The 11688-nt window shown below is 58.7% G+C and carries 11 protein-coding genes and 1 pseudogene; 10 read left to right on the top strand and 2 right to left on the bottom strand.

What is annotated here, in order from left to right:
• Positions 1-686: 686 nt before the first annotated feature.
• Both TY51_RS21605 and TY51_RS02905 read left to right on the top strand, forming a co-directional pair.
• Positions 687-1832: a hypothetical protein gene (locus tag TY51_RS21605; protein WP_156117847.1), complete on the top strand. Its 1146-nt coding sequence runs from the start codon at positions 687-689 to the stop codon at positions 1830-1832.
• Positions 1833-2339: 507 nt separating this feature from the next.
• Positions 2340-3248, top strand: coding sequence for a hypothetical protein (locus tag TY51_RS02905; RefSeq protein ID WP_156117846.1), 909 nt, complete (start codon positions 2340-2342; stop codon positions 3246-3248).
• Positions 3249-3286: 38 nt separating this feature from the next.
• On the opposite strand, the gene TY51_RS21600 is transcribed toward TY51_RS02905, so the two are convergent.
• Together TY51_RS21600 and TY51_RS20740 are read right to left on the bottom strand one after the other, a co-directional pair.
• Positions 3287-4276, bottom strand: coding sequence for a hypothetical protein (locus tag TY51_RS21600; protein WP_156117845.1), 990 nt, complete (start codon positions 4274-4276; stop codon positions 3287-3289).
• 126 nt (positions 4277-4402) lie between these two features.
• Positions 4403-5270: pseudogene (locus TY51_RS20740) on the bottom strand (IS5 family transposase).
• Positions 5271-5304: 34 nt separating this feature from the next.
• Between TY51_RS20740 and TY51_RS20020 the strand changes: the two are divergent.
• From TY51_RS20020 to TY51_RS02865, 8 genes are all read left to right on the top strand, one after another.
• The gene (locus TY51_RS20020; protein WP_081994676.1) at positions 5305-6150 is read left to right on the top strand and encodes an ABC transporter ATP-binding protein; all 846 of its coding nucleotides are present in this window, start codon (positions 5305-5307) and stop codon (positions 6148-6150) included.
• Positions 6120-6521 (top strand): hypothetical protein, encoded by a 402-nt coding sequence (locus TY51_RS20015; protein ID WP_081994675.1) that lies wholly within the window; start codon positions 6120-6122, stop codon positions 6519-6521. The genes TY51_RS20020 and TY51_RS20015 overlap by 31 nt, the downstream gene beginning before the upstream one ends.
• On the top strand, positions 6514-6906 hold the full coding sequence (locus TY51_RS02890) for an MBL fold metallo-hydrolase (RefSeq protein ID WP_052649705.1): 393 nt from the start codon (positions 6514-6516) through the stop codon (positions 6904-6906). Before TY51_RS20015 ends, TY51_RS02890 begins: the two co-directional genes overlap by 8 nt.
• On the top strand, positions 6903-7217 hold the full coding sequence (locus TY51_RS02885; RefSeq protein WP_042245646.1) for a hypothetical protein: 315 nt from the start codon (positions 6903-6905) through the stop codon (positions 7215-7217). The genes TY51_RS02890 and TY51_RS02885 overlap by 4 nt, the downstream gene beginning before the upstream one ends.
• A complete protein-coding gene (locus TY51_RS02880; RefSeq protein WP_052649703.1) occupies positions 7214-7804 on the top strand; it encodes a histidine phosphatase family protein in 591 nt (196 codons plus the stop codon). Before TY51_RS02885 ends, TY51_RS02880 begins: the two co-directional genes overlap by 4 nt.
• Entirely contained in the window at positions 7801-8772 is a 972-nt protein-coding gene (locus TY51_RS02875) for an ABC transporter substrate-binding protein (protein WP_042245643.1), read from the top strand. The genes TY51_RS02880 and TY51_RS02875 overlap by 4 nt, the downstream gene beginning before the upstream one ends.
• Positions 8762-10471, top strand: coding sequence for an iron ABC transporter permease (locus TY51_RS02870; RefSeq protein ID WP_042245640.1), 1710 nt, complete (start codon positions 8762-8764; stop codon positions 10469-10471). Before TY51_RS02875 ends, TY51_RS02870 begins: the two co-directional genes overlap by 11 nt.
• A gap of 551 nt (positions 10472-11022) precedes the next feature.
• Positions 11023-11637 carry an RNA polymerase sigma factor gene (locus TY51_RS02865; protein WP_042245637.1) on the top strand — a complete coding sequence of 205 codons (615 nt, stop codon included), beginning with the start codon at positions 11023-11025 and terminating at the stop codon, positions 11635-11637.
• The last annotated feature ends 51 nt before the right edge of the window (positions 11638-11688 follow it).

Raw genomic sequence — 11688 nt, 5'->3', positions numbered from 1 at the left:
CAAGGTTGGGGAGCAGCGCAGAACCCAAGCTTGTTTCCGGTTCTCGATGCTGGCCCTCAACTGGCAATCATACAATCCCTGAACATCGTAGTTCGGCAAGTGCAACCCGTCCAGGATCTGGGATAGCATTTGAGTGTCCACCTTTGGCCGTTGATAGTCCGCTCCTGTTTCAGGCAGTGCATCCTAGCGTTGCCTTTAAGCGGTTCTGGTTCACTATCTTCCATCTGAAGTCAAAGTGATGTGACATTTAGGAGCCAATTCTACCCTTCCGAAGTATCTCCGGCCAGTTCGGCCCATGGCACCGCGGTAGTTTGAGCATCGCTTAGAAATGCCCGCGGGCGAGCAGGTAAAGGTGAGTTTTCCCGGGTTACAGGTGCAATTTACTTCCGAACCCGGCCTTTTGCGCAAAATCTGGCGGTTCCGCATGCTGATGGGGCACGGTCGTTGGCTTAGTGGGCTGGTTCTGTCCGAACCACGCGCTGAATGGTCTGCTATGCAGTAGTCCCCTTGACGCATCTGCCGGGGCTTTTCACAATCGCGACTGAAATGGTGGTATGGGACATGCCAATACGACGCTTAACAGTCCGTCCAGCATTATGCTTTGACTATGGCAGACTTGGCTTGGCGCGTTGACCACACGGACATTCGAGGATCCAATGCAATATTCAACGCCAAAGGACGGAAAAGTGGCAGAGCGCGTATCGAGGATAATGCGCTATAAGCGGGGCGTCAGCCAGCGTATCGGGCTTGTCGATACTGTACTTGAGCATCCCACGCCTGCCCACCGACCGGGGTATATGCTGACAACCCGCGCTTGTGATGCGGTTCCAGCAGGCTGGCGTTTGGTCAGCAACTTTGATGCCGGCGGCTCTGACGTCAATATCATTGTCCGTGTGGCTCAGGAGGTGGCTTCCCCATTCGGCTTGCGGCAACCATCGCTCGCTTCGGATTTCCACGTCCACAGCGGCCACAGCTTGACCGATACCTATGTGAACTCAGGCATTGATGGGTGGCCGGGAAACCTTCCCAATCTTTTCATCGGCGAGTTCGGTGAGGCGGCATGGGTCCATCAGAATACGCATGCTCAGGATACGGTTCCAGGATCGCCGATGTCCATTCGGTGGGAGCGCCAGGACCTGTTAGCCCGGACGAACATCGACACCTTCCAGTCGCTTGTGATCACCGAAGGAGGCCCTCCGCCGCGCGTTTCAGAGCCGGCCTCCGAGGGCATGATTGATACGCTGACCCACCTGATGCTGTTTTCCGAGAACGCGCTGTCCCGCGGTGACGGAGGTAAGGGGGCTGAGGTGGTCTTATGGTCCATCTGGCCCAGTTTGAACGGCTTGTCCGATCATCCGGAATGGGCAGATCTTGGCAGCTTTCGTGCTTGTCTTCCGGAATACGGCCGCAGCTTCCGGTATCTCGCAGATTACGCGACGTGGAAGATGCATCAGAACCATGCGGATCTTCCGCCGGAATGGCGCGTCTGGATCATACCAGGTCACGCCTGGATGGCGCGCATCTACGACGACCTGTTAGGGTCCGCAGTTCCGGGCCTCACGACGATAGGTGATCTGTACAGGGATGACATCCACCTCAATCCCGTTGGCGAGTATGCGGCATCGCTGCTGGTGTTCACAATGCTCTATCAGATTGACGCTCGAGAACTCAAATATGTGCCGTCCCCTGATGTCATTGCCCCCGAATTGGATGCCTATCTCAAACGCGTCGCATGGGAGGTGGTAACGTCAGAGGAGGTAGCTGGCTTGGGCGGCACGGCCAATAGCGGTGTCGCGTTTGATCCCGCACTCCACCGTGACCCTTTGGATTAGAGCGTTCTCAGGTAACCTAGATGCACGTTATAAACGTGGGATGATCGGTCAATTGGCTGCTGTGTCAAAATGACTTCAAGCAGTGACCATGATGCCCAAATGCCGATTTGCATTCCGGGATACCGATCATGAAGCACTGTCATTTCCGGACCGCTCCGCCGCAAGGCACATAGCAGCCCACCGTCGGTCGTTAGCTCCGCCATTGCACGAGGATGCCATGCAGTGGAAAGGTAGAGCGACATCGGGGCTTATTTGGGTAAGACCTTCAAGGGTTCATGAATGTGAAATTCTGTCATTTGACTGTAAGACGGCGCTGACACTTGCACAGCTTCGGAAACTGTCCGGTTTGCTCTCAAATGTGACCGAGGATTCGGCTCTTCAGATGCGCCGCGAAGGATGTTCTATGTGCTAGTATATGCTACACGACAGCCATGCAGAACTGAAGCCGAGAACCGAATGAAACGTAGATCGTTGATAAGTACATTAGTGCTAGGCGCGGGAGGAGCGGTGGCCGCTGCATTTGGCTGGCACTACCATCGGCGCACGAAAATCCCCCCCGAAATGACGATGAAACCGCGGTCCGTATTGCAAGCCCCCGAACGCATTGGTTCTATTTTTCATTTAGGGCATAGCCTCGTAGGCCCAGATATTCCCCATATGGTGGCGCAGTTCGGCGGGAACAGTTATGCAAGCCAGATTGGCTGGGGTACAACCCTTCAGGCTCACTGGACCGAGGGCGACGCGCTCGCAGGATACGAACTCTACGCAAGCGGAGATCGCGACCCCGTCCCCGCGCATCAAGCGTTGTCGGCCCCCGGTGTCGACGTCCTGGTGATGACTGAGATGGTTGAGATCCGAGATGCCATAAGCTGGTTTGACAGTCCCCGATGGCTAGCCGAGTGGGCTGCTCTTGCCCGCCAGAGTAACCCTGACATCCGCATTTATCTCTACGAAACCTGGAATCCGCTTGACGATCCTGATGGCTGGCTGGAGCGGATCGACAACGACTTGGAAGCTTATTGGCAGGGCCGGATCATTGCCCCTGCCGAAACCAACGATCGCATAGGCGAGATTTTCGTCATACCTGGAGGTCAGGCGATTGCGGCGGTTGCGCGTGCAGCGGAAGCCGGTGAACTTCCCGGAGTGACCTCACGGGAAGAACTGTTCGCTAGAGACGAGGCGGGCAATCAGGATATGATCCATCTGAATGATCTGGGCGCCTATGTTATCGCATTAACCCATTTTGCCGTTATTTACCAGCAAAGCCCGGTCGGCCTTCGTCACCAGCTCCTGCGCGCGGATGGCACCCCCGCTATTGCCTTCAGTGCGGAAGCAGCAATGCACGTCCAGCAGATCGTGCGCAATGTCATTGCTCGTTTGCCGCAAACAGGCGTGGCGCCTGAACGCCTGAGTTGACGTCTACTGACCAACGCCGGCTCATTGCAGGACAGGGCTTAAAAACTTTTTCCCTTTTTAATATTCTGCTGAAAAATTCTTCTTTTAAAATTTCTCAGCTTCCTAAACAGCCGTGCTGCTGGTTTCTCATTCTTGTATGACTCGCTAGGCTTGGAAGATTGAAGATAGCTCTGTTCAAGCAGGTCAGAGGCCGCGCCCCAGGTCTTGGTTAATTTTCTGTCGTGAATACCAGTAAAGGTGAACGATGCAAGATCTGCCTCATCTATCATGTCCCTGTTTGTCTTAACAAAGACAACTTCCAGTGGCGAGAGACTTCGTCCAAAGAATGCGGATCTCCACAAGACATCGCCTTCTTTTGAAGTCTTGTTCTTAAACCTGACCTCACTGTTGTGGCAATTGACGTTGTTATAAATTGGCAGAATGGATTCAAAATTCCAGCCGTTTTTAGCAATTTCATTTGACAGACGAAGTTCGTAGGCCAATATGACTTCGAACTTCTCGTACGCCTTATCTGTTTTATAGAATCCTATTTCGATAAGATGTTTCATTGCCTTTCTTGTCAGGGCGTATGATGTCGTCTGAACATGCGACCCGGTGCATTCAGACGAAAACATCTTACTATATTTATTTTTGAAATCCGACCACTCTGGAAGAATATTTATGGAAGCACCAACGAGGTGGACGTTGGCTTGTAATTTAGATGTGAATATTTCACTCCAATGCCTGGATAGATAAGGAGGCGTAAAGGGACCCCTAACGGAGGAATTAATGAAGATATAAAACTCATAGCAGTCTATAAAGTGATGATTTATAAAATTTGAATATCCCCCGAAGTCATTATTAATATTGTCTGTGTATATATATTTTACATTATCAAATTCAGGGAGGCTCAGTGAACAATTGCCAGAAATTACGATATAATAATCAGCTTCTGCGTGTATTCCCGTTGATAAAAAAAAGGTTAGGTTGTCCCGGTACACGCTATCCTTCTCGAAATAGTGATAGATTATCGCTGTGCCGGCGGCCATGCCGTCCCTCCGTATGTTATGCAATATCGCTGATATGTACGTATAGACCGTGCTACAACGTCAGATATATTCGGTTGAGTTTATCTGGAATGCTGGGAGATGCTAGGGTCAGGGCTCATTCCTGTTTCATAGCCAGACCATGACGGTTGCGGCGCGGGGTCGACGCATGCGTTGACGGCGGAGAGGAGGACCTTCGGGCATCTGTCGTGATCCGGCTTGCGACCTGCCGCCAGTCCTTGAGCCTGCCGAACATGATCTCGATCCTGTCGCGGCGCTTGTCGCGCCTGATTGGCTTGCCGCGTGACGTCCGGCCCGGGATCATGGTTCTATCCCCTTGTCTTTCAACACTTCCCCGAACCAATCGGCATCATGGCCCCGGTCGGCCAGCCGCCAATCCGCCTTTGGCAAGCTGCCCGGCAGGGCTGCCGCACCCGCGTGGTCGCTGACTTTTCCTGCCGTCATGAGTTCGAGGACCATCCCCCGAGAACCCGATCGGGCGGCCATCGGCAGCGGTGCCGGCACGCAGCTTGGTGTTGATGCCGCCCCTTCTCGGGAAACAGTCCGCCGGACTGTTCCCCGAGAACTCCGGCCGATCAGACGGCCCCCCGGTCGCCTCGCCGCTCCTTTTCGACCGCAGGCTGGTCGCCGTGCGGCGCGCCTTGAGAGAGGTCGCAGCGATCATCGCCGTATTCGGGACGGCGGCCTCGGCGGCCGGCCGAGCCATCGTCCGGGCGAAGACCCCCGTTCGTGGCTGCATGCGGACCAATGGCTTTCGCCACTCACCTCCACCGCTTTCACCGGTTGTAGAGGGTCTTCGAAAGGCCATGTTCCTTTGGCACATCGCGCCACCGCAAGCATTGCGGTTGATGAAGATCATCCCGCTCGACACCCGCCGGTCATGGACGCGAGGTTTGCATTCGCAGGCTCACCTCTTGGGAAAGAAGGGCTGCAGCCGTGCCATCTGCGCTTCTTTCAGCCAGAAGAGGTTGCTCAGACGCAAGATCAATGGGTCCTGACCCTAGCTTTGGATGGAAATCAACACGCCCCTGACCAAGCCGGAGGAGTGCGGCTCGGTCACAAAACGACCACAGTATCGTTACATAAACGACATTCGCGCCGGTTACTTCGGGATCAACTCCGGAGCATCCATGCCGCATATCCACGCACTCAGTCTTGGCAAGTCCTTTGACACGACGCGCGTTCTGAACCGAATCGACTTTGATCTGCCTCAGGGCTCATTTCTGGCTTTGCTGGGTCCTTCGGGTTGCGGCAAGACCACACTTTTACGCCTGATCGCCGGGTTGGAACTGCCCGATGCGGGTGAGTTGCGGTTTGACGACCAACTGATCGCCGCGCCCGGCCATTTCGTGCCGCCCGAGCGTCGTGATCTGGGCATGGTGTTCCAGTCCTATGCGTTGTGGCCCACTATGACGGTGCGCGGCAACGTTGCCTTCGCCTTGCAGTCACGCCGCATGACGGGGACTGAACGACGCGCCCGCGTGGACCAGATGCTGACCGCAACGGGTCTGTTACCCTTGGCGGACCGTCGCCCGCAGGATCTGTCAGGGGGCCAACGGCAGCGGGTGGCACTGGCGCGATCGCTGGCGCTGCGCCCGGGGCTGCTGCTGCTGGACGAGCCTCTGGCCAATCTGGATGCACATCTCCGCCAGCAAATGCTGGTCCAATTTCGCCAGCTGCATGCCGAAACGGGCGCGACTTTCATCCTCGTGACCCACGATCAGGATGAAGCGATGACGGTCGCCACCCATATCGCCGTGATGGACAAGGGCCATATCCAACAGATGGGACGCCTGAAGATCTGTATCGCCGTCCCGCAACGCCGATGGTGGCGCGCTTCATCGGTCACGGTGTGACTGTGCCGGTACAGGTGACCGGGACGCTGGATGGAATGTGCGACCTGCGTGTGGGGACTGCGGCGCTTCCCCTGCCCGGCACAGCACAACCTGGCCCCGGCTGGCTGTGCCTGCACCGCGAGGACCTGCGTCTGTGCGACGGGCCTGGCCATCTACAGGCGCGCATTCTGTCGCAGAGCTTTCAGCATGGCCGCTATCTGACCCACGCTCTGACCGACGCGCTGGAAGATCAGATGCTCACCCTTCTCGTCGATCGCCCGCTGACCACGCACACGCCGGTTAGGCTGGAGATTACCGGCGGTTGGGTGATCGGTCGCGATGACGATAAAACCTCGCAAGCCGGCGCACGGCGCGAGGCGGTCAATGCCTGAACTGCGCGCCATATCGGGGGTAGGCAGCAAGGGGCCCGCCTGCTTCCTGCTTCAGATAGCGGATCGCAATCTGCTTCTGGATCTGGGCCGCGGGCCTGACGAAGACCGCGCGCCCGATCTGCGCGATCTACCGCCCATTGACGCGATCCTGTTCAGCCATGGTCATGCCGATCATACAGGCGGCTTGGATCTGTGGCCGGATCTGGGAACCCCGCCGTTGTTCGCCAGCCGCCCCACCATCGCGCTAGCCCGTCATCCCGGCCTGCAACAGGCGCGGCCCCTTGGCGGTCTGGGCCAGATCTTGGGTGTGGCCCTGCTGACCGGTCCTGCGGGCCATGCGCCGGGGGCGGTCTGGATACGGACAGTCCGATTGCCGGTTCGATGATCGCCGCGGGTCCCAATGCAGAACGCGGCGTGGCGCAAGCCCTGGCCGGGCGCATCCGTGACGCCGGCGGTGCGCGGATCATCTTTACCGGCCATGTTGCTGCGGGCAGTCCCGCGCAGGAACTGATTGATCAGGGCCATGCTGTCTTTAGTTGCTGGAACGTGCACCCAACTTTGTCGCAGGCCAGCGCAATGGTCGCGTCCGGCACGCCGCAGATGATGTTGGACGCGTTTTGCGCAGCCTCGGTCGCGGACGATCTGCGCGTGCGGACTGGCTGGCCCATCGCTCGGGGTGAAAGGCTGGTTTGGTGAGCCTCTTCGATCATCCCCGCTTCCATCTGCTGCGTCACGGCCAGACGGCACACAACGCCACCGACCGAATTGCAGGTGCGACCGATGCGCCCCTGACAGACATGGGTCGCGCGCAGGCCGGGCACGTGGCGCTGACCTTGCGGGATAGACCCATCGGGCGCCTTTTTGCCTCGCCTTTGCAGCGCGCCTGGCAAACGGCCCAAGCGATCGCGGCTCTGCGCCCCGGCCTGGAGATCCAGCCCGCACCCCTGCTGGCCGAACGCGATTGGGGCATCTGGGAAGGCGCGCCCCGTGCCATGCTGGACCGCGACGCCACGCCCGAGGGTGGCGAAAGCCCCGAGGCGTTTCATGATCGCATCCTGCAGGGCTGTGCAGCCATCTGCGGCCCCGCCGCGCAAGAGGCCCCGCCCCTGATCGTGGCCCATTCCGGCACCATCCGCTCAGTGATGGTGGCCCTTGAGCTGCCGTTTCTGCGCCCGACGAATTGCGCGCGGATCACGATCTTTCGCGATCCGCGCGGATGCTGGTGCGCCGACCCGCCCGTGGTCGTGCCCGACCCCTTTCCCCCAACAACGAGGCTGTCATGACCCGTATCCTGATGCTGACCACCGCTTTGTCCGCCACCGCCTTTGCCGCCCAGGCCCAGACCCTGACCATCTACACGTCGCAACCGCAGGAGCAGATGACCGAGGTCATCGCCGCCTTCAATGAAGATCATCCCGAAATCTCGGTCGATATCTTCCGTTCGGGCACGACCGAGGTGATGGCAAAACTGCAGGCTGAATTCGCCGCCGGCGAAAGCCCCGCTGACGTTCTGCTGATCGCAGATGCCGTCGCGATGACCCAGCTGAAGCAGGACGACCGCCTGATGGCCTATCCCGAGGCCCCTGTGGATGGCATCGACCCAGCCCTGCTGGACGCGGATGCAATGTTCTTTCCTACGAAGCTGATCACTACCGGTATTGTCTATAACACCGATCTGGTGGACAGCCCGCCGACCTCCTGGGCCGATCTGGCCACGCCCGAGGCGGCGACGATGACGATCATGCCATCGCCGCTTTATTCCGGTGCCGCGGCGATCCATGTGGGCACGATGGTCCAGCAGCCTGAATTCGACTGGACCTATTTTGAAACACTGTCGGACAATGGCGCCGTTGCAGGCCAAGGCAACGGCACCGTGCTGGAGGCCGTCGCGCGGGGCGAAAAGGCATATGGCGTGTTGGTCGAATACATGGCGATGAACGCCAAGGCGCAGGGCTCCCCGGTCGATTTCGTGTTTCCGTCCGAGGGCGTGACGGCGGTGACCCAGCCTGTGGCGATCATGGCGGGCACTGACAACGCCGATGCCGCCCGTGCCTTCGTGGATTGGCAATTGTCCGAGGCCGCACAGGCCCAATCGGTCGCCCAAGGCTATTTCCCGCTGCGCGACGGCATGGCGGCGCCCGAGGGCTATCCCGACCCGGCCAGCCTGACGCTGATCGGTGCCGACAATGCCCGCCTGCTGTCCGACGGAGAGGCCGTCAAGATGAAGTTCTCGGACCTCTATGGCGGCTGACCTGCACCTGCTGGGCGACCGGCGTACGGGGGATGGCGAGCGTCTACTGGCCATCCTTCTGTGTCTCTATGTAGCATCGATCACGCTCTGGCCCATGGGTCAGGTGTTGGCGACGGCCTTTCGTCCCGGCGATGATGGGGCGCCTTTGGGTGTTCTGCGCGACACGCTGGCCGCGCGGGCAACGGGGCGGGCGTTCATGAACACGCTGACCTTGTCGCTCGCCTCCGTCGCGATCTCGGTCGTATTGGGCGGTGCACTGGCGCTGGCCGTGGGGCTGATGCGGATGCGGTTTCGGGCGGTCTTGTCCTTTCTGATCCTGATGCCGCTGATTATCCCTTCGCAGACGCTGGCCCTGTCCTGGATTGAACTGATGGGCTCGGGCTCTCCGATCCTGCGAGCCCTAGGGATGGCGCCTGCGCAAGGTCAGGGCAATCCTCTTTATTCCCGAAGCGGTATCGCGCTGATCATGGGGATCGAGCATATGCCGCTCGTCTTCATTGCCATTCGCGCCAGCCTGAAATCCGTGCCCGCCGATCTGATCGAGGCTGCGCGCATTGCAGCCATCCCACCCCGACGGGTGCTGATGCGGATCATTCTGCCGCTCACCTATCCCTCGGCGCTGGCGGGTGCGTTGCTGGCCTTTACCGCGGCTGTCGGCAACTTCGGCATCCCGGCACTTCTGGGCATTCCGGGGCGGGTGCCGATGCTGACCACATTGATCTATCAGCAGCTGAACGGCTTTGGCCCTTCGGTCGCAGGGCAGGTCGCGGTGCTGGCACTGATCCTCACCACGTTGGCAGGGGTGGCACTGTTGCTGCGCCATCTTGCCCTGCGCCGCCTGACCCTGCGCGTCGAAGGGGGGCGGGCCTTTACCCCTGCGCATCGGGCGCCGCTATGGGCGCAGGTGGCGCTCTGGGTCGTGGTCCTTGTCATCGCGCTGCTGCCGCTGGCTGCATTGACTCTGACCTCTCTGACCCCGGCGATCGGTGTGCCGTTCTCAATGCAGGTGGCCAGTCTGGACCAATATGCTCGGGTCTGGTCCAACCCGGCTGTAATCCGCGCGTTCTTGAACTCATTGACCCTATCAGGTCTGGCGGCAGTGATCTGCGTCGGCGTGGCGCTGCCGCTGGCCTATCTGCTGACGCGCCGGCCCAGCCCGGCCGCCACCCTGTTGGACTTGTCTGCCGAGGTGCCTTGGGTCGTGCCCGGCACGGTCGTTGCGTTGGCAATGATTCTGGCCTTTCTGCCACCGCTACCCCTGATCGGCATTTCGCTCTACGGCACGTCGGCAATCATCCTGATCTCTTATCTGGCGCGGTTTCTTCCCTTGGCGCTCCGCCCGGTCGTGGCTGCAGCCCAGAACGGGGATCCGGGACTGGACGAGGCCGCCCGCATCGCAGGTATCGGTTTGGGGCGGCGAATAGCACGAATTTTTGTGCCTTCGGTCACGCCAGCGGCCACCGCAGGGGCGGTGCTGATCCTGATGACGGCGATGAACGAGCTGAATCTGTCCGCCCTCCTCTGGTCTTCAGGGCACGAGACGATCGGCGTGATGGTCTTTTCACTGCAATACGAAGGCAACTCGACCGCCGCCGCGGCAGTCTCTGTTTTGTCCACACTCCTCTTGTTTGCCTTATCCGTCCTCGCGGAAGTGGTGCTCCGGCGCAGCGGTTCATCAGCCCTCCCGTGGCGAGGCTAAGTATCGGCTTCCCATTATTTGAGACTTCTTGCCGAACATTGTTCAGAAGCGCCCAAGGGATACGACAAAAGGGAAACCAGAAGCGGATTTAGGTCATGTCTTCGATGCCATGGTCAGCTTTCGACAGCACAGACAACGGGCAGCCTTCTTGCGATGCATCCAGGATTTTCAACTGACATCCAAAAGATACGGTCTCAACTTGCCGCAAATATGTCGTGAGAGCTGTCTGCCATCTCATCCCGGGATTCTCAGGTACTTGAGAAGAAAGGCAACTCCAAAGACCAGGATCGCAAGAACAAACACTGCCAAGATCCCGCAGCCTAGCATCATCATACCGCCCATCGGGCCATTCATCATCGCCATTTCTATGCTTCTTTATGATCTCCGGTCGGAATGTTGCATCGTCGATCAATGCACACCTATCGCGTTGGCGTGAACGCTGACAATTGTCTTCAGCCCTTCCAAGACGCTCAGAGTATTAATCTTTTCATGTGATTGCCTGCGGGCAAAATGTTCAGAACATACGTTCTGAAACTACAAAGGATGACCGGATGGTGCAAGAGCATGATGATACAGACCTTGTGGCGGCTCTCGTTCATAGCGACGCCCATGTCTCTGCCCCGATTTATCGCCGGCATACTCCGACGCTGCTGCGTGTATGCACTGGTATCGTTCGCAACCGGGCCACAGCAGAGGAGATTGTTCAGGACAGTTGGGTCGCCGTGCTGAAAGGAGCATCACAGTTCGAGGGTCGATCCTCATTGGCCAGCTGGCTTTTCGCGATCGCCCTGAACACGGCACGCAGCCGTGCAAAGCGCGACGGCCGCAGTGTGTCATTCGACGAATTCGGGGACGACCGCGGTTTTGGCGCGGCCTTTGATGGTCACGGGCGCTGGAGCCGGCTTCCAGACCTTTGGGACAACGTTGATGCACGAAGGATCATCGAAGGTCGGGACATGCTCAGTCATGTCAACACAGCCATCGACACCCTGCCCGAAGCGCAGCGGGCGGTATTGATCTTGTGGAGCCACAAGGATCTGACCAGCGACGCAATCTGCGACATGCTGGAGATCACCCCTGGCAACTTACGTGTGTTGCTGCATCGCGCCCGCACAGGATTGCGCAAGTCCCTGGACCATTTGGTGACACGCACAACCGAAGCATGATCGGCATCTTTTTCCATGGCGTGTAACAGATTGCGCTGCTCCCCAACCTTG

It is taken from the genome of Paracoccus sp. PAMC 22219, assembly GCF_000787695.1.
Taxonomy (GTDB): Bacteria; Pseudomonadota; Alphaproteobacteria; order Rhodobacterales; family Rhodobacteraceae; genus Paracoccus.
Note: the sequence above shows the minus strand (reverse complement) of the source record. Positions and strands in the feature narration are given on the sequence as shown.

Bases quoted from the DNA above. Each gene is read 5' to 3' on its own strand.
- TY51_RS21600 (WP_156117845.1), bottom strand. From the start codon at position 4,276: ATGGCCGCCGGCACAGCGATAATCTATCACTATTTCGAGAAGGATAGC.
- TY51_RS20020 (WP_081994676.1), top strand. From the start codon at position 5,305: ATGGAAATCAACACGCCCCTGACCAAGCCGGAGGAGTGCGGCTCGGTC.
- TY51_RS20015 (WP_081994675.1), top strand. From the start codon at position 6,120: ATGGTGGCGCGCTTCATCGGTCACGGTGTGACTGTGCCGGTACAGGTG.
- TY51_RS02890 (WP_052649705.1), top strand. From the start codon at position 6,514: ATGCCTGAACTGCGCGCCATATCGGGGGTAGGCAGCAAGGGGCCCGCC.
- TY51_RS02885 (WP_042245646.1), top strand. From the start codon at position 6,903: ATGATCGCCGCGGGTCCCAATGCAGAACGCGGCGTGGCGCAAGCCCTG.
- TY51_RS02875 (WP_042245643.1), top strand. From the start codon at position 7,801: ATGACCCGTATCCTGATGCTGACCACCGCTTTGTCCGCCACCGCCTTT.
- TY51_RS02870 (WP_042245640.1), top strand. From the start codon at position 8,762: ATGGCGGCTGACCTGCACCTGCTGGGCGACCGGCGTACGGGGGATGGC.
- TY51_RS02865 (WP_042245637.1), top strand. From the start codon at position 11,023: ATGGTGCAAGAGCATGATGATACAGACCTTGTGGCGGCTCTCGTTCAT.